This window comes from Paenarthrobacter sp. OM7, assembly GCF_029873575.1.
Classification (GTDB): Bacteria; Actinomycetota; Actinomycetes; order Actinomycetales; family Micrococcaceae; genus Arthrobacter.
Window position 1 is genome coordinate 1,265,799 of sequence record NZ_CP123579.1, and the last position, 17,367, is coordinate 1,283,165.

Below are 17,367 nucleotides of genomic sequence, written 5' to 3' on the forward strand. Positions count from 1 at the left end.
AAAGTCCGCCCTGTGGCCCCGTTTCGTGACCCGAGGCAACCATGGAGCAGACTTAGGCGGGTGACCGTCAACAAACCCCGCCCCGGCCTCGCGATCGCTGCGCTGAGTCTCGGGACGGCGCTGAATCCGCTGAACTCGTCCATGATCGCCGTCGCACTGGTGGTTTTGCGGGAGCATTTCGAGCTCGACGTCGCCACGGTCACCTGGGTGATCACCTCGTTCTACCTCGCGTCCGCCGCTGGTCAGCCGCTCATGGGCCGGCTCGCCGACCGCTTCGGTCCGCGGCGTCTGTTCATGTTCGGCATGGCCCTGGTTGCGGTCACCTGCGCCATCGCACCGTTCCTGCCCAACTTCGCGCTGGTCTGCGTGGCCCGCGCGCTCATGGCTGTGGGGACCGCGACGGCGTACCCGTCCGCCGTCGTGATGGTCACCGAACTGAGCCGGCTGGCTAACCTGCCGTCCACGCGGCCTTTGGGCCGGATCCAGATGGCCAACACCTCGGCCGCTGCCGTCGGACCAGTAGTGGGAGGGCTGTTGGTGAGCCTGGTGGGATGGCAGGCGTTGTTCGCGATCAACGTGCCCATCGCCTTGCTGGCCATGATCGTGGTCTACAAAGTGGCGCCGGTCGATTCCGGCCGCGAGACCGGCAAGCTCGGCCAACTGATCCGCGATTCCGACATCCCCGGCATCCTCGCGTTCGTCACCTCGCTGATGCTCGCCATGATGGCCCTGCTCAATGTCATGCCGGGATACCGCTGGTACCTGCTGGGCGCCGCCACCGTGATCGGAGCGCTCTTCGCCTGGCGTGAGCTGCGCTTCCAGCCGCCGTTCCTGGACCTTCGATTGCTGGGCCGGAACCGACCGCTGCTGCTGGTCTACCTGCTTTTCGTCGTGTTCAGCGGCGTCTATTACTTCGCGTTCTTCGGCCTGCCGCAACTGCTGCAGGAAGCTGGACAGTACGACGCCGGTGTGGTCGGCCTGCTGATGCTGCCCCTAGCGGCGTTGTCGGTGGTGGTGACGCCACTGACGGTGAGGTTCATCGAGCGGTTCGGCGTACGTTCCGTCCTGATCACCGGAGTCCTGATTCTGACGGTTGCTGCGGGAACACTCGGCTTCCTGACCATGACGCTGTGGGCTCCGCTGGTCTTCGTGCTGACTGCGTTGATGGGCGTTCCCTATGGCGTGGTGAGCACTGCCTCCAACCAGGGCCTGTACGTGTCAGCCCGTCCCGAAGAAAGGGGAGTGGCCGCCGGAATCTTTCAGACCTGCCGCTACCTCGGAGCCATCACGGCCACCGTGTTGATCGGTGTCCTCTACGGCCCGGGCGTGAACCAGGCCAACTGGGGAATCATGGTCCTGGTGATGCTGGGTCTGAGCGCCGTGGTGCTGGTGCTGGCTGTCATGTGGCGAAAACCCGCTGATTAGGGATTCAGCGGGATCAGCAGCGCCGCCGCGCCCGCGATGGACAGGGCGGCGCGCAGGTGGTTGGCCGGAACCCAGCCCCGCAGGAACTGGCTCCAATCCTGACTGGAGCCTTGGGCCAAGCGGTTGTTGAGCGGCACATTGATCGCCATGGTGGAGAGGAATCCAGCCAGGCAGGCCGCGGCGCCTGCCACCCGGAGCGGAGGCTGGCTTCCGGGATCGACGACGGCGGCGACCACCACGCCGGCGGAGGCGGCCGCCGAGCCGAAGAACAGGACCATGAATGGCGGGGTTACAGCCTTCTGGTTGATGGAGTTCATGGTGGTGGCCGCTTCACCCGCTGGCCGGTGGCGAAGGGCCGGCATCACGAGGGTGGAGAAAGCGAAGTAGAAGCCGCCCACCAGGGCCGAACCCGTTCCGGCTGCTACGGGAAGCCAGGTGCTCAAAGTTGTCATGCCTCAAGCCTGCCTTCCCCGGTGTGGACGATGAATGGTCAGGGATCCACTTTTCATACGTTTGCGTCTAGGCTGGCCGCATGGACCCACTGTCGCAGTTCCTCACCGGTCCTCGGGCGCAGGCGGCATTTGCCCTCCGCGTGGTGATGGATCCGCCCTTCGCCATTGACGTTCAGGACCAGGCCGCCCTGACAGTGATCGTGGTGGTGCGCGGAGAAGCGTGGATCATTGCTGACTACGCTGAACCTCAACTCCTCCGGCAGGGTCAGGCGGCGACAGTCCGAGGGCCGGAACCCTATATCGTGGCTGATGCTCCCGGCAGGGAACCCACGGTAGTCATCGATGCAGAGCAGTCCTGCCGCACCCCCAGCGGCGAAAAGTTGGAGCTCACGTTTTCCCGAGGAGTGCTGACGTGGGGCAACAGTGCCGTTGGCGAAACAGTCCTGCTGATCGGCACGTACCAATCGCCGGCGGCCGTGGGCCAGTTGGTCACGTCGGTGCTGCCCAGGGTGACGGTCTTTGGGGAAGAAGACCTCGATGGCGGTCTGTTGGGAATGTTGGAATGCGAACTCACCCATCAACGGCCGGGGCAGGAAAGTGCGCTGGACCGGCTGCTGGATCTCCTCCTGCTGAACCTTGTGCGTGCCTGCGTGGACCGGGGAGACGCGCCCCATGGAACGTGGGCAAAGGCGTCCCGCGAACCAGTGGTTGCGCAGGCTCTCGAGCTGCTTCACCAAGAGCCGGCGGCGCCGTGGACCGTGGCCGGATTGGCGCTCAGGTGCCACGTCTCCAGGGCCACCATGGCCGCCCGCTTCCGTGCCGCCGTCGGGCAGTCCCCCATGGCCTATCTCAGCGCCTGGCGGCTGGCGCTGGCTGCCGACAGGTTGGCCTCCAGCAATGCCACTACTGCAGTCATCGCGGTGGAGGTTGGCTACAGCAATGCGTTCACGTTCAGTGCCGCGTTTTCGCGTGAATATGGCGTCAGCCCAAGTGGCTACCGGCGGTCCGCGCAGGCGGCAAACGGCAGAACGGAAGGCGCAGCTAAATCATCCGCAGGAACCGGCGCCGGTGAGCGTCGCGAAATGTAGCATCTGAAGGAGACGGCCAATAACCGTGCACTTCGGAGAAAGCGGAACACCATGTCACCCAGTCCCGATGGAATTGCCACCACCGTCAGCAAAACGTTCAGCCGCACCACCCAGGTGTCCACCACCGTCAACGCCAGCCCGGCCACTGTGTGGACGTTGCTGACCACGGCGTCGGATTATCCGCGGTGGAACTCCACCATCGTTTCGGTGGACGGCGACATTAAGCCCGGATCCACCATCCAGCTGGTCTCCACGCTGGATCCCAACCGCACGTTCAAGCTCAAGGTCAAGGAGTTCGAGCCCACCAGCCGGCTGGCCTGGGGTGACGCGATGGGAACCCGCGTGTACACGCTCATGGAAACCAACGGCGGCGGGACCCTGTTCGAGATGAACGAGCGCATCGGCGGGCCGATATTTCCGCTGTTCGCCAGCAAGATCCCGTCGTTCGACGCCAGCTTTGAACAGTTCGCCGCCGACCTGAAAGCTGCCGCCGAGAACACCGACTGACGTCAGAGGGGGGCCCCCCTTGACTAAATAACTGAGTGAACTCATAATTGAGTTAAGTCAGTTAATTAGTCATTGGAGAACCCCCGTGAAAGCCTTCGTCCTCAATCAGTACAAGGAACCCCTGCAGCAGATCGACGTCCCGGAGCCGGTGCTCGGTGACCACGATGTGCTGGTTGAGGTTCACGCGGCCGGCCTGAACCAGCTGGACGAGAAGATCAGGCAGGGGGAGTTCAAGCAGATCCTCCCGTACAAACTGCCGCAGGTTCTTGGCCATGACGTTGCCGGTGTGGTCCTGCAGGTGGGGCCCCAGGTGCGGTCCTTCTCGCCTGGCGACGAGGTATTCGCACGCCCCGGCAAGGACAGCATTGGCACCTTCGCGGAGCGTATCGCCGTGGCCGAGGAAGACCTGGCCATCAAACCGGCCACCGTCAGCATGGAGGAAGCGGGCTCACTTCCGCTGGTGGCTTTGACGGCGTGGCAGGCGCTGGTGGAGCGCGGGAACGTTGGCCCCGGCCACAAGGTCTTCATTCATGCCGGTGCCGGGGGAGTGGGCTCCATCGCCATCCAGCTTGCTAAGTACTTGGGCGCAACAGTAGCTACCACGGTCAGCGCCGGGAACAAGGAATTTGCCCGCGAGCTCGGCGCTGATGTGGTGATTGACTACCGCACCGAGGACTTCGTGGAGATCCTTCACGACTACGACCTCGTCCTGGACAGCCTTGGCGGCGAGAACCTGGAGCGGTCCTTGAAGGTCTTGAAGAAGGGTGGCAAGGCCATTGGCATCGCGGGTCCGCCGGATGCCGGCTTCGCCCGCCAGCTGGGTGGTAACCCTGTACTGCTGGGTGTGACAACCCTGCTGAGCTCGGGTATTCGCCGCAAGGCCCGCCGCCTTGGCGTCACCTACGAGTTCCTTTTCATGCGCGCTGATGGCGGCCAGCTGAAGGAAATTGCTGCGCTCATCGACGCCGGCCACATCAAGCCTGTACTGGGACGCGTGGTGCCGTTCGATCAGACAGCCGATGTCCTTGCTTCCCTGGAAAAGGGCGGCGTCCGCGGCAAGACCGTCGTCAGCCATCTCTAACCACAAACCAACACCCCGACAGGACAAACATCATGAGCAGTGAACAACAGAGGTATGTGCAGGTGCCTGCGAAGACGGTGACGGCCAGCGGCGTTACCTACGCGTATCGGGAGATGGGTCCCAAGGGCGGGGTTCCGGTGGTCTTCCTGATTCACCTCGCTGGAACCATGGACAACTGGGATCCACGCATCATCGATCCCATCGCCGCCGAGCACCACGTGATCACCTTCAGCAACCGCGGAGTGGGCGCCTCCACGGGCAGCGTTCCGGACAGCATTGAAGGCATGGCCGACGACGCCGCTGCCTTCATTCAGGCCCTCGGCTATCCTCAGGTGGATCTCTTCGGGTTCTCCCTTGGCGGCATGATCGCCCAGGCGCTGGTCCTCAAGCACCCGGGGCTTGTTCGCAAGATGGTGCTCGCAGGCACGGGCCCTGCCGGTGGGGAAGGCATCCAGAACATCATCGGAATCACCTACTACGACGTTCTTCGGGGCACCCTTACCCGGCAGGACCCTAAAGAGTTCCTGTTCTTCAACAGGAACGCCGCCGGTAAACCGGCCGCCCGGGCCTTCATCAATCGACTCAAGGAACGCACCACCAACCGCGAGGCACCCTTCAAGCTCGCCGCATTCCAGACGCAACTGAAAGCCATCCGCCGGTGGGGATTGTCGCCGTCGGCCGATCTGGGTGTCATCACCCAGCCGACGCTGATCGCCAACGGTGACAATGACCGCATGGTGCCATCTGTCCTCTCGAGTGACCTGCACCGCCGGATTCCGGGCAGCGAACTGGTCATCTACCCCGATTCCGGGCACGGTGGCATCTTCCAGTTCCACGACAAGTTTGTCCCTGTAGCCCTCGAATTCCTGGGCCGCTGATACGGTAGCTGAATGCAGCCTGCGCCCCAGACCCTTGGCCGACGTGAACGGAATAAGCAGGAGAAGCTTGACCGCATCACGGCGGCAGCCCGTGAGCTTTTCACCCAGTATGGAGTGGATGAGGTCACCACCCAGCAAGTAGCTGAAAAGGCCGACGTCGGTTCGGGAACCTTGTTCCTGTACGCCAAGACCAAGGCGGAGCTGCTGCTGCTGGTGCACAACGTCAAATACGCCCAAGCGCTGACCAATGGGGTGGACGCAGCGTCCGCTGAAACGGCGGTGCTCGACGCGGTGATGGCCATCATCCGCCCCATCATCGAGTGCAACCGCGTCCAGATCGAAAACGGCCGGACGTACCTGAAGGAGATTGTCTTCGGGGATCCGGCGGAGCCGCATCACGCAGAAGCGCTGTCGCTGACCATACGCACGGAAGAAGCTATTGCCGGGATCCTGGGCCGCGACGAGCAACTGCTGGCCCGCGACCCCGCCAAGCTGGCACGGATCATCACAGCGATCATGTTCATCAGCATGACGTCCTCGGCCACCAAAGAACTGACAGACGCCCAGGTTGGCGACGAGATCCGGGATCAGATCAGCGTGCTCCTGGGCGCCTGACTTCTTAGCTGGGCTTAGCGGTTGAGGAAAGCCTCGTGCTGGCGGTGGGCTTCCTTCACCTGCTCGCGGATCGCCTCCACGTCCTTGGCCTTGTTCCGATACTTGAGCGGCATCTGGACGATCTGCGCTTCCTCGGCGGTCAGTGCGCGGTAGATGCGCTCGCGCTCGTTGGCGTCGGCGGTGTAGTCGAGGTCCAGGTAATCCACGGCATGGCGGCGGGCGTTGTTGATGGCCGTCTGGGCCTTGCCCGCCGGGCTGATCAGTGAGAGCACCACGGTGACGATCAGGACGCCGATGATCACACTCAGCGAGAGGCCGGTGGTGATCTCGATGACGTTGACGTGCTCGCCGTCGTTGATGAACGGCAGGTTGTTCTCGTGCAGGGCGTGCAGGATCAGCTTGACGCCGATGAACGCGAGGATGGCTGCCAGGCCGTAGGAGAGGTAGATGAGGCGGTCCAGCAGGCCGTCGATCAGGAAGTACAGCTGGCGCAGGCCCATCAGGGAGAACGCCGTAGCGGTGAAGACGATGAAGACGTTCTGCGTGAGGCCGAAGATTGCCGGGATGGAGTCAAGCGCGAACAGGATGTCCGTGCCACCAATGGCCACCATGACCAGGAGCATGGGAGTCAGGGCACGCTTGCCGTTGACGGTAGTGAAGAGCTTGTCGCCGTCGTATTTATCCGTGGTGTGGAAGAGCTTCTTGGCGAGCCGGATGATGAAGTTGTTGGCTTGGCCGTCACCGTGGTCGCCGGGCTTGAGCAGGTTGCCTGCCGTGAGCAGCAGGATGAGGCCGAAGATGTAGAAGACCCACGCGAACGAGTTGATCAGCGCGGCGCCCAGGAAAATGAAACCGGTGCGGGCGATCAGCGAGAAAACGATGCCGAAGAGCAGGACCTTCTGCTGATCCTCACGCGGCACCCGGAAGCTCGCCATGATGATCAGGAACACGAACAGGTTGTCGACCGAGAGGGCCTTCTCCGTGATGTAGCCGGCGAAGTACTCGGACCCCATCTGGCCGCCGCCGAAGATCAGGACCAATACTCCGAAGAGCACAGCCAGGCCCACGTAAATGGAGGACCAGATGGCCGCTTCCTTGAGCGAGGGGACGTGTGCCTTGCGGATGTGGAAGAAGTAGTCGAAGGCCAAGAGCGCCAAAATGACGACGATGGTGATGCCCCAGATGAGGGGAGAGACGGTCATATGATCCTGCTTTCGTGAGGCGCGCGAGTGGTGTTGCTCACCGAGGGTCAAACTCTTGGAATCAAATTTACCGGGAGTGGTGGGGCGGGCGCTAACTAGACCGTCATGGGAAAGTACTTGACAATATGGAAAGTACTTTCCTAGGTTGGGGTTATTGATCCGCACAACTTTGGGGGAACCATGAACGAGACCACCGGCAACATGTCAGCAGCCGAAGCACGCGAACTCCTTGCGAGAGCTGACTCAGTGGGTGCCGCCTCGATCAACGCAGCAGCCTGGCCCGTCGCCGTCCTGTTCACCAGCCTCGCCATCATGGGTTCACTGCTCATGATCGGGATGCACATCGTCGCCCATACCGGTTACGGCGCTGCGTTGCTGGCGTGTTCTGTCGGCGCCTGGGGTGCCATCACCGCGTGCGTCTGGCCCATGTTCCAACGGTCCACCAAGGCCGGATTCACCAAAAGGTTCGTGACATCGCTGATCGGGTATTTCGCGCTGTACGTCGTAGCCCTGGTGGTTGGTGCCTACTTCTTCCGCGACGGAAACCTGTGGTTCTACATCCCGGCCGCTGTCGCGCTGGCCGGCATTGGCCTCGCCGCCGCCTTCCGCGAGCTGCGCGCATGAGCACGCCGGCGGAACACCCGCGCCACCAGCTCAACGAGGTCGTCCACTCACCGGTCCGTTTCTCCATCATGGCTGCGCTCGCTAAGGCCGAGTCGCTGGACTTCAAGGACCTGCGCGATGCGATTCAGGTCAGCGACTCTGTCCTCAGCAAGCAACTGGCCATCCTGGAGAAGGCAGAGTTTGTGAAGATCAAGAAGAGCTTCGCCGGGAAGTTTCCGAGGACTTCCGCGAGTTTGACTGTTGCGGGGCGGGGCGTGTGGGCAGCGCACCTGCAGACGCTGCGGGACATTGCGGGCGGCTGACGGTTTGTGTTGTTAGTGCACGACGGCGGCTGGTTGCGCGGGTGGGTCAGCTAACCTCCCGCGGCCAACTGCCACTCGTCCTGGTTATGCGGCCTGTGCCAATGCTGACGGGGCTCCCCGGATTCGCGGACTACGTCGTTGAGCCAGAACGTGGTGTCGGGGTTCCATCCGGCGATGACACTTGAAGTGTCTTCGCCCACTGCGAGTGCGCGGCCCGCAACGCTGAGGTAGCCGGTGACAGTCAGGTGTACGGCATCCCACGTGGATGCAGCTTGCTCCCAATCGGGGATGACCCAGCGGCCGTGGCGGTCCGTGGTCCGGAACCAGTCGTGACGACGGGACGCTGTGACCTCCAACGGGAAAGCGCGGCAGAGGGTGGTCCAGTCCTCTTCAGTGGTGATTTCCAAAATCCTGCCTGTTCCTGCCACCGGGATAACGGTGGCTTCTTCCCAGCCGAGGGAATCTTCCACCAGGCTGAGTCCTTCGGGGATCCGCGCCACCGTGTGGATCAGTCCGTGGGGGATCGACCACCATTCGCCGCTGAAGTTGGCGCGGGGGTCTTGTGGCCGTTCCTTGGCCGCACGTAACTCCTCGGCCCGTTCCTTTCGTACCCACTCGGCCAGGGTATGCTGCGGGTTTCGGGGGAGCGGTGTGGGATCGTCCGCTGAGCGCCAGTCGATAGCCCACTGCCCGGGTAGGGCCTTCTGATCCCACCACAGCGTTGCGGGTTTTCCTTCTAGGCTCTTGGCGACATGCGCCAGGGACTCTGTGATTTCCTGGGTGGCGGCGAGGAAGTCCTCCCCTTCGGGCTCCTGCCAATATCTGGCGGTGTCCACTGCGCGCTGAAAGGCGTGTTGAACCAGCTCGGTGGTGATGTTCCGTAGATCCAAGGACGTGATCAGCCCTGCGAGCTCCTCCATGGTCGACTCCGGTAGTGGAGGCGGTGCTTCGCCGACGGGGTCCATGGTCAACATTCTGCGTGACCTGCCGGCGCCAGGATCGAGGTTGTAGCCGAGGTGGAAGACGGCGATCCGGATGTCCTGGTCCATTTCCATCGCGAGTTCAAGGCAGAGGCGTCGGCCTCGGGGCCCATTTAGCAATTGTTCGATGTCCGGCTCCATATCCTCGTCCTTGCAGCTGATAACCCTGGCACGCTGAATCACGACGCCGGAACCCGCCTTGCTGCCGGCAGCTTGCCTGACGCTTGAACATGCTTTCAATGGGGTTACTGTGTGTCCAAACCCCAAGTTGTGAGACCGCCGCCGGGGCAAGAAATCAAGAGCAACCCCTCTGGCCCATTGAGCGTCCAGGCTTCGTACTGTTCATCTGGCGAAACCTCAACGGTGCTACCGTCGGCGAAGTCGACATGTAGGCTTCCGCGGTCGTCAGCGAACCCCGCCGTGACTGAGGAACGTGCGATCGAGAGTGCAGGCCCCAGCTGGGAAGGTTCTCCGGCGGGATTAAGGCGGTGACTTAGGCCGGAAGCTGACTTGTAAATGAACTTATTTTCGACCCTGAGGACAATGCCGCCCTGCGTGTGAATGCTGAAGGCATAGTCGACCATGCAACGGACAACGTCGTCCGGTCCGGATGTCGTTGGCCATGTCCAAAGCACATGTGAAGGTTTCACTGGCTCGCCGCTCCTGGTCGCATCCACTTCTGAATCTCCGGCCCGGCTGCATCCATGAAGCTCTTGACCACCTGCCTGGCGTCGGGTTCCCCACCCCACCCGTCGTACGCATCATATGCGTCATCAAGCTCAACCAACTCCTGCGCGATGGGGTGGCCTTCGTGACCGACAACCCGGTGCGCCCACGACGCGAGTTCCCGTACAGGCATGGTTCCCTCGATGGCTTGGCTGGCGTAATAGTAAGCCGCTACAAGCTGGGCATCGTCTTTTGTCATGTCACCCGTCGCCACGCCAAGCTCCTTGAGAGCATCGTCGATGAGGACCCCAAGCTGGAACACGTTGATGTGCGCCGAAACGCCAGCAAGCTCGCGGAGGGCTCGGCCGTCGTGCCCATCGACCAGGGCATCCGTCGCAGCCGAGATGGCCGCTGCAGCAGCATTCTGTCCGATTAGCCACGAAGCACGTGCGGCAATCAGGGCGAGAGTAGCTGAGCCCAACACCTAGAGCGTCTTCCTCAGGCGCGTGCCACTACTCAAACCAGCCAGCCGAGTCTTCGCGTACAGCCACACGACAACACCGAACAGCGGCACCACAAAGAACAGCATCACCCACATGATCCGGGCAGCTTGATCCAGACCGTCCTGACGCAGGACATCGAAGATCGCCCAAAGGTTCGCTCCCATGACGAACACCGCGGACAGTCCCGCCAGCGACGCCAACACCCATTCCCAAGCTTCCATGTCATCCCCCTGAACCAGCAGCTTCCGTACAAAGTAGCACTCGCGTTACACACGTACGACGGCGGAGCCCGCCTTGGTGCCTGCCGTTTAGTGGCGTTTCGGTTGGGTCAGATGAGGGCCGTCATAACGTTCCAGCCTTCGCCGATCTTCTTCCGTGGTTCGAGGTGACGACTGCCGACGCCGGGGTAGAGCCAGAGGTCTCCGTTGGCATCACGGGCGATGACTTGTGAGTAGCCCGGATAGTGGCCGTCAAATCTTCCCGTGGAAATGATCGCCGTCATGGCATTCCAGCCTTCGCCTACCTGCATTCGGGGCAGCCAGCCGCCCTTGCCGTCACCGGGGTAGAGCCACAGCCGTCCTCCGGTGTCGCGGGCCATGACGTCCCGCTTGCCGTCCTCGTTGAAGTCACCGCGGCCGATCAGGGCTGTCATCACATTCCAACCGACACCTATTTGGCGCCGGGGTTTCCAGCCGCCGGTGTGATCCCCGGGGTACAACCAAAGGCGGCCTTCGGCGTCGCGGGCGATGACGTCGGCACAGTAGTCGCCGTCGAAGTCGCCAGGACCCATGATCGCGGTCATGGCGTTCCAACCGACGCCCACCTTGGTCCGTGGTTTGAGGTATTCGTAGCCACCGGGGTAGAGCCACATGTCGCCATTGATATCGCGGGCAAGGATGTCGTCGTTGAACTCGCTTTGGAACTTGCCCGCACCAATGATTGCAGTCATCACGTTCCAGCCCTCGCCCATCTTGAAGCGGGGCTTCTTCCAACCGCCTTGGCCGTCACCGGGATAAACCCATAGGTCGCCTGCAGTATCTCTGGCGAGGACGTCGTCGTTATAGCCGGTGTTGATGTTGACGTAGTCCCAGTTATTTAACGGGACGTTCGCTGTGCGTATGCTCGGCTGGCTTGCCTGTGCTGGAAGGGCAGTTGTGCCCATGAGCAGGGCCGCGACCGCGGCCAGAGTTGTGCCTACGAAGAGTGGGCGCCTTCGATCTTCGGGTGTTTTATGGCATGAATTCTTGCTCGACTTTGATCTGAACATCACTGTTACCCCCAGTAGCAACATGTACATCAAACGATTCACCGGAGCATAGTCCTGTTGGGTGGCTTTTGTTAGTGGTGGGGAGGTTCGGCCGGTCCGTTGCCGATCGCCGGGTGACACTGCAGTCAGCATGTTCATACCTGTGCATTTCGTTGCAACAAACGCACACCCCGCAAGAAACTCCTTGAGGAAACCCACTCAATGAGGAGCCCCACTTGCACCCACACCCCATGGCCAGACGTCTGGCAGCAGTAGCCGCATCAACCGCATTAACGGCAGCGGCGCTGGCAACCGGAATCGCAGCCAGCCCAAGCGCAACCGCAGCCGAACTTCCCCCGCCACCCACCGGCGTCGTCTATGCCAGCGACGTTCCGTGGTCGAGCATGACCAACGGTTGGGGACCGGCGGAACTGGACATGAGCAACGGTGGCCAAGCGGCGGGCGATGCGAATCGCCGGCCGTTGACCGTCGGTGGCACTGTGTACGCGAAAGGTATTGGCACCCACGCAGCGTCGTCCATTACGTACAACCTTGGCGGGCAATGCCGGCAGTTCCTCGCCCAAGTTGGCGTGGACGACACTCAGGGTGACCGCGGTCGGGTGGACTTCAAGGTGTTGGTTGATGGCATCGAGCGCTTCGCGGGAGAGCGGAAGGGGACGGACGGAGCCCTGCCCGTCAACGTGAACCTGCAGGGCGGCAGCACGCTGCAGCTCAAGGTGGAGACCGGCCCGGAGGGGAACGGCAACGATCACGCCGACTGGGCCGATGCCAAAATCAACTGCTCGGACGCGTTCATCGCAGCACCGCTGCGGGTCGAGGGCTCAGCCGGGACCAATCTCAACGGGCTGGTCCCCGGAACGCCAGCTACCGTCGTCGTGCGTGACCTCAAACCGCTCAGCCCCGTCAGCCTGGGCCTCCGGGGCGAAAAGATGGCCGACGCCGTTGCTGACGCCACCGGCGCGGCAGCCATCACCTTTGTGGTGCCGGCCGGAGCCGCAGGCGGGGCGACAGAACTGGTCGCCACGGGCACGGGGCCGTTCGATGTGGCCACCACGGGCAGGATCGGCGCGTTCATTGTGCAGATCAGCGATGCGAAGTTCTATGTGGACTGCTCGGTCCTGACCTCAGGTAATGGCAGTCAGGCAAGCCCGTTCAACTCGATCGCCCAGGTGAACGGCCACGGCGCGTTCAATGCCGGCGAGTCGATCCTGTTCCGGGCCGGCGCTGACTGCATCGGCGCACTCACGCCGGCGGGCACCGGCATCGCCAACCATCCCATCACGCTCTCCAGCTACGGGGACGGTGCGAAGCCCACTATCAACGGCGGTGGTGCTGTAGCGGCCATCCAGATCACGAATGCCAGTCACTGGACCGTCAGCGGATTGCATGTGGTGAACCCGTCGGACACTCCGGTGCGCAGAGTTGGGATCCTCTTCGAGAACAGCGGAACGGCGCAGACTGCAGGAATTGTGGTCACGGGAAACCACGTGGAGGACGTGGCAGGGTGGCGGAACAAGGCGACGAACGGCGCTGGCTTCGCGCAGTCGGCCGGCATCATGGTGCGGACGTGGGGCAAGGGATCGGTTGACGGCATCACCATCACCGATAACGAGGTCAACGACGCTGCCGGTGGTGGCGTGAAGATCTCAGCTCCCGATACAACCGAGCGCTACAACACCAAGGTGTACGTTGCGCGGAACGAAATCCATGACGTGGGCGGCGATGCGATCGTGATCCATAACTCTGACGCGCCGCTCATCGAGCACAACAGGGGTCTGAACCTCGGCCAAGGTGCCCACCCCTATGAGGGCGGCAACTTCGCGGGCATGTGGCCTTACAACTCCAAGAACCCGGTGTTCCAGTTCAACGTGGTGGGTAACAGCACCACCTCCACGTACGACTCCACCGCTTGGGACTGCGACATGAAGATCGTGGGAACCTGCCTCTTCCAGTACAACTACTCGTACGGGAACGCCGGCGGCTTCTACCTCAACTGCGTGTCCAACTGCGGGGGCGGCGCAACGGCGGCGAACGTGGTTCTGCGCTACAACGTGGCCCAGGACGACTGTCGTCTGGGCGGCAGCAGCAGCGGTACCGGCAAGCACTATATCTACAACAACACCTTCTACTGCCCGTCGCGTGTGTTTTTGGACGACATGACCGGCCCACGCGAGGTGCGGAACAATCTGTTTGTGGCACCTGGTGGTGTCCTCAAATCGTCTGCCGCTGTGTATGCGAACAACGCGTACTTTGGCGGTATTGTCCCGCCCTCGGGGGAGGCTGGTTCGGTGCTGGGTGATCCTAAGTTGGTTGCCGGTGGCAGCGGCCAGACAACGTTGGACGTTCCCGGGTACCGGCTTGCTTCCGGGTCACCGCTGATCGGTGCCGGTGTTCGGATTAACGACGACGGCGGCAAGGACTTCTTCGGTAACCCCACCCCGGGTGCCGGTTCCGTTGGGGCTCCGAACATTGGTGCTTACCAGGGACCTGGTGTTGCTGTTGCTCCTTTGCCTTTTGCTTCATTGGTGAATCAAACCTCCGTGGCCAACGCGGCCAATCCCCGGAATGGGGCTGTTACGTCTGACCGTCGGACGTTCTCTGAGGAGGCGTTGGCCGCTGCCGGGCTTGTGAGCGGGAAGCCGTATTCGGCGTTTGGCGTCTCGTCCGTGTGGCATCCGACGGCTGTGGGGACGCCGGATACGTTGAAAGCTGCCGGTCAGGAAGTGGCTCTGTCAGGACGCGGACGGACCTTGCTGGTGACGGGGTTCTCCACTGGCAACGTGACCTCCGGAGTGGCTACGGTGCACTTCACTAACGGGCAGAGTCGGACAGTGACCATTTCGCTGGCGAACTGGCGCACCGGGGTTGCTACGGATACTGCGGTGGTGGTGGCTGAGTCGGCGTATCACCAGCGGCACACGCAGGCTTACATCGGTGGGCCGTCGACGGTGGTGCGGGTTGATGAGCCGGCCCGCGTCTTCGCCACAAAGATCGACATTCCCCCTGCTTTTGAGGTGTCCAGCGTGACGTTGCCGCAGGGGAGCGCGCTGGTAAACGAGGGGCTGAACATCATGGGTATTGCCGTGGGGAATGTGCCGCCTGGGTTGAGGTGAGTTTCTTGATCGGCTGAGGTAGGGCAGGCGTGGGATCCGCTGGTGGCGGGTCCCGCGCCTGTTTCATCGTGGGGGCTAGTGAAGGTGGTTCTCGGAAGAGGCCATCCAGGCTCCTTCGCGAACCCCTAGACGCGGCTAGCGGCCACTCATTTTCGGGCGCTTCGGCACCTAGTTTCGCTCTGACAGCACCTAGCTAGGAGTATTTCGCCACCTAGCCGGCATATGGCGGGCGCACAATGTGCGGGTCAACAAAGACCGTTCTTCACTAGGAGGAAGCATGATGTCGGAGCAGGCAAACAGACATTTCGTGGCCTTCCAGCGCAAGCATCTGGTGAAAATGGCCGATGTGTAGGGCTAAACGGTTCTCGCTATGTCTGTCCTTGATTTTCGGTGCGGGCATATCATCCGTGGGTCTGGTCCCTGCGCCGCTCGTGTACTTTGTTGGCCTCCTCCTCTTGTGTCTCCTCATCGTTGCAACCAAGTACTACCGGCGTTGGCGATGGGTTCCACTTGGGGTGGGGTCGGCACGTTCGGCCGCTTTGGGCGTGGGGTGCGTGGCGGCGATGAGTGCGGCATCAATTTTCAGGGGAGGCGAATGGAGTTTCGTTCTCATTCCCATGCTCAGCGTCGCGGGAACCGTTGGCATATTCCACTGGTTGACCAGACACGGGCGCTTCGTGAGCTCAAGGGGATCGGACCTCGCCTGAGTGCGAGGTCCGAGTCAGACCGCCTTCGTCATGAATTACCTGCCGGCCACGCGGCGCCCAATCGAAAGAGGGAATGATGAGCAAGGTTCCGCATCCATTGCACGTTGTGATGTTCTTCGTCATGGCCCTCAACTTCGCGATTTGGCAGCCTTTCGCATGGTGGCGTGCCTGTGCTGCTGTACTCATGCTGGGGTTCGGTTGCTACGGGATTTATGTGTTGCGGCGGAGCAAACGTAAAGAAACCAGCCAGGAGCCCAGCGAGCTTGAGTGATCGGGAAGTTGATGATGGCCTGTGGACTAAGGTCTGCGGGCCATCTCTTTGCTAGTGGGTGTTGTCGTCGGGGCGAAGGCGATTCTGCAAATCGGGGTCACCCTGGCCAGCCACGAATCCGAAGTCGTGTTCTCCGTTCTCCGGAGGGAGCTCGCGCTCCAATTTCAGTGCCGTCGTCGGCGTGAACAGCGTTTTCGCGATTCCGCTTTCTGTATCGAAAGTGAAGGACCCGAAAATTGTCCGATCTGCCCTGTGCCTCAGCAGGAGCGTCGTGTCCGAGCCGTTCACTTCACAAGCGACCGGGTGGTAGTCGTCCAGTTGCCGGCCCCATATGGGTAGGGAGAGCGGGAACGAGAGTTGGACAGCCTCAGGAAAAGAAAACGGGATGCGGTCAATGGAAAGGCTGAAATCATCGACGCCATCCGTCTGCAGAGTGAGTGAGCGGGGTTCGAACGTTCTCGTGGGTCCGTCAGGCAACTCGGTCGCAGACCAGATGAAGGCTCTTGGGTGCACCGAAATGGTATGCCTCACCAAGTGGTTGCCGCTCTGGCAATACGAGGTGCCGGTGTAGGCGCTTGCCTGTCCGCCTCCCAGTGCTTTTCCGATTGCGATCGCCAGCTGCTCAGAGGAAGTGTCCACGCCTCATCCTCGCATGGGTGACGCTACCCGCTTAGGAGGGTTCGCCGTCGTTGTTTGTCAGCAGGAACTTGCGCAGCAGGTTCGCCAGCTGCACCCGCTCGGTCTTGGATAGGCCTTCTAGCATCTTCTGTTGGTTCTCGACGTTATGCTCCACCATGGCAAGTCTCCTGGCGCACACTAACTATGGCGAGGGAACTGTCGTAGCAGCCAGATGTCGCAACCCGTAAAGTAACGGGTGCTTGCTAGAGTCCGTCTATGACGACTGAACCCAGCGAAGCGGCAGTACGACTAACTGAAGTTTGCCGTTCTATTTTCGACGATGAATCTCAATGGATCGAAGCGGACGGTTATCCGGACAGTCTCGCGCTGGGCATTATTGACTCCATCTTCTCGACCGGATCGCATTACACAAGTGTCGTGAACGTCATAACGGCCTATCGCGCTATGCGGCGGGCAGAGGCCGGCGATCCGAATAGCGACGGCGTCCGAGAATTACTGGCCTCGTTCGACGCCTTGGGCGGCAGCGCCGGATGGGCCGAAGCGGTCAACAACCGTAAACCGGCGCACACGGGGGACGGTGCACTCCTAAAAGCCGAGGTTGTCTATCGCGCTGCGCTGACTCTAGCTTCACTTGAAGATCGTCCAATCGAGACCGCGGCTGACGTGCGGGAGGAGTTCCAGCGGGACCCCGAATTGAAGAGGATCAAGAAGGCATGGCTACGCCTTCCGAGCCAATCCTCGGGAGTTACTTTCAACTACTTACTGATTCTTGTCGGTCTACAATCCGTTAAGCCTGACAGGATGGTGATCCGCTTCATTCAAGAACACGCGGGCCTTGAAGATCGCACTGTTACTCCAAAAGATGCGGCGAGCTTGATCAGCCAAGTCGCTGGGCTCTATCCGACCGCAGCGCGCAAGCTTGATCACGTGATCTGGCGGTATGTCTCAGGCCGCGAGGTTTATCGAACGGCTGACGTGAACTGAGTTCGCGTATTTGGAGGCACGGCTTCTATGAATCCGACGGAGGCCAAGGTGGTTTTCCGCGCC

Annotated in this window: 19 protein-coding genes; 11 read left to right on the forward strand and 8 right to left on the reverse strand. The window is 61.7% G+C overall.

What is annotated here, in order from left to right:
• Positions 1 to 60 precede the first annotated feature (60 nt).
• A complete protein-coding gene (locus tag QEH68_RS05880) occupies positions 61 to 1,425 on the forward strand; it encodes an MFS transporter (protein WP_280627256.1) in 1,365 nt (454 codons plus the stop codon).
• Here QEH68_RS05880 and QEH68_RS05885 read toward each other — a convergent pair.
• Positions 1,422 to 1,877 carry an anthrone oxygenase family protein gene (locus QEH68_RS05885; RefSeq protein ID WP_207596682.1) on the reverse strand — a complete coding sequence of 152 codons (456 nt, stop codon included), beginning with the start codon at positions 1,875 to 1,877 and terminating at the stop codon, positions 1,422 to 1,424. The genes QEH68_RS05880 and QEH68_RS05885 overlap by 4 nt on opposite strands.
• Before the next feature lie 80 nt (positions 1,878 to 1,957).
• On the opposite strand from QEH68_RS05885, the gene QEH68_RS05890 reads away from it, so the two are divergent.
• The 5 genes from QEH68_RS05890 to QEH68_RS05910 all read left to right on the forward strand — a co-directional run bounded on the left by QEH68_RS05890 (position 1,958) and on the right by QEH68_RS05910 (position 6,046).
• Positions 1,958 to 2,965: an AraC family transcriptional regulator gene (locus tag QEH68_RS05890; RefSeq protein WP_280627259.1), complete on the forward strand. Its 1,008-nt coding sequence runs from the start codon at positions 1,958 to 1,960 to the stop codon at positions 2,963 to 2,965.
• A 51-nt stretch (positions 2,966 to 3,016) separates the two neighbouring features.
• Positions 3,017 to 3,472, forward strand: a complete 456-nt coding sequence (locus QEH68_RS05895) for an SRPBCC domain-containing protein (protein ID WP_280627261.1) — start codon at positions 3,017 to 3,019, stop codon at positions 3,470 to 3,472.
• A gap of 85 nt (positions 3,473 to 3,557) precedes the next feature.
• Positions 3,558 to 4,553: an NADP-dependent oxidoreductase gene (locus QEH68_RS05900; RefSeq protein ID WP_280627263.1), complete on the forward strand. Its 996-nt coding sequence runs from the start codon at positions 3,558 to 3,560 to the stop codon at positions 4,551 to 4,553.
• 32 nt (positions 4,554 to 4,585) lie between these two features.
• Complete coding sequence (locus tag QEH68_RS05905) at positions 4,586 to 5,431, forward strand: alpha/beta hydrolase (protein WP_280627265.1); 846 nt, start codon at positions 4,586 to 4,588, stop codon at positions 5,429 to 5,431.
• A 12-nt stretch (positions 5,432 to 5,443) separates the two neighbouring features.
• Positions 5,444 to 6,046, forward strand: coding sequence for a TetR/AcrR family transcriptional regulator (locus QEH68_RS05910; RefSeq protein ID WP_207596687.1), 603 nt, complete (start codon positions 5,444 to 5,446; stop codon positions 6,044 to 6,046).
• 14 nt (positions 6,047 to 6,060) lie between these two features.
• Here the strand turns inward: QEH68_RS05910 and QEH68_RS05915 are convergent, their stop codons facing one another.
• The gene (locus QEH68_RS05915; protein ID WP_207596688.1) at positions 6,061 to 7,248 is read right to left on the reverse strand and encodes a TerC family protein; all 1,188 of its coding nucleotides are present in this window, start codon (positions 7,246 to 7,248) and stop codon (positions 6,061 to 6,063) included.
• A gap of 180 nt (positions 7,249 to 7,428) precedes the next feature.
• Here QEH68_RS05915 and QEH68_RS05920 point away from each other — a divergent pair, with 180 nt between their 5' ends.
• Together QEH68_RS05920 and QEH68_RS05925 are read left to right on the forward strand one after the other, a co-directional pair.
• On the forward strand, positions 7,429 to 7,872 hold the full coding sequence (locus QEH68_RS05920; protein WP_280627268.1) for a hypothetical protein: 444 nt from the start codon (positions 7,429 to 7,431) through the stop codon (positions 7,870 to 7,872).
• On the forward strand, positions 7,869 to 8,174 hold the full coding sequence (locus tag QEH68_RS05925; RefSeq protein ID WP_280627270.1) for a transcriptional regulator: 306 nt from the start codon (positions 7,869 to 7,871) through the stop codon (positions 8,172 to 8,174). Before QEH68_RS05920 ends, QEH68_RS05925 begins: the two co-directional genes overlap by 4 nt.
• A gap of 50 nt (positions 8,175 to 8,224) precedes the next feature.
• Here the strand turns inward: QEH68_RS05925 and QEH68_RS05930 are convergent, their stop codons facing one another.
• From QEH68_RS05930 to QEH68_RS05945, 4 genes are all read right to left on the reverse strand, one after another.
• Complete coding sequence (locus tag QEH68_RS05930; RefSeq protein WP_280627272.1) at positions 8,225 to 9,295, reverse strand: hypothetical protein; 1,071 nt, start codon at positions 9,293 to 9,295, stop codon at positions 8,225 to 8,227.
• A 505-nt stretch (positions 9,296 to 9,800) separates the two neighbouring features.
• On the reverse strand, positions 9,801 to 10,301 hold the full coding sequence (locus QEH68_RS05935) for a hypothetical protein (protein WP_280627274.1): 501 nt from the start codon (positions 10,299 to 10,301) through the stop codon (positions 9,801 to 9,803).
• Between the two features lie 3 nt (positions 10,302 to 10,304).
• Positions 10,305 to 10,544: a PLDc N-terminal domain-containing protein gene (locus QEH68_RS05940; RefSeq protein ID WP_280627275.1), complete on the reverse strand. Its 240-nt coding sequence runs from the start codon at positions 10,542 to 10,544 to the stop codon at positions 10,305 to 10,307.
• A 107-nt stretch (positions 10,545 to 10,651) separates the two neighbouring features.
• Entirely contained in the window at positions 10,652 to 11,485 is an 834-nt protein-coding gene (locus tag QEH68_RS05945; protein ID WP_280627276.1) for a VCBS repeat-containing protein, read from the reverse strand.
• 335 nt (positions 11,486 to 11,820) lie between these two features.
• Here QEH68_RS05945 and QEH68_RS05950 point away from each other — a divergent pair, with 335 nt between their 5' ends.
• Together QEH68_RS05950 and QEH68_RS05955 are read left to right on the forward strand one after the other, a co-directional pair.
• Positions 11,821 to 14,703, forward strand: coding sequence for an NPCBM/NEW2 domain-containing protein (locus QEH68_RS05950; protein WP_280627278.1), 2,883 nt, complete (start codon positions 11,821 to 11,823; stop codon positions 14,701 to 14,703).
• 783 nt (positions 14,704 to 15,486) lie between these two features.
• Entirely contained in the window at positions 15,487 to 15,681 is a 195-nt protein-coding gene (locus QEH68_RS05955; RefSeq protein ID WP_280627280.1) for a hypothetical protein, read from the forward strand.
• Between the two features lie 51 nt (positions 15,682 to 15,732).
• Here QEH68_RS05955 and QEH68_RS05960 read toward each other — a convergent pair whose 3' ends face one another.
• Together QEH68_RS05960 and QEH68_RS05965 are read right to left on the reverse strand one after the other, a co-directional pair.
• Entirely contained in the window at positions 15,733 to 16,320 is a 588-nt protein-coding gene (locus QEH68_RS05960) for a hypothetical protein (RefSeq protein WP_280627282.1), read from the reverse strand.
• A 31-nt stretch (positions 16,321 to 16,351) separates the two neighbouring features.
• Entirely contained in the window at positions 16,352 to 16,477 is a 126-nt protein-coding gene (locus QEH68_RS05965; RefSeq protein WP_280627284.1) for a hypothetical protein, read from the reverse strand.
• A gap of 98 nt (positions 16,478 to 16,575) precedes the next feature.
• Here QEH68_RS05965 and QEH68_RS05970 point away from each other — a divergent pair, with 98 nt between their 5' ends.
• Positions 16,576 to 17,304 carry a hypothetical protein gene (locus tag QEH68_RS05970; protein WP_280627286.1) on the forward strand — a complete coding sequence of 243 codons (729 nt, stop codon included), beginning with the start codon at positions 16,576 to 16,578 and terminating at the stop codon, positions 17,302 to 17,304.
• The last annotated feature ends 63 nt before the right edge of the window (positions 17,305 to 17,367 follow it).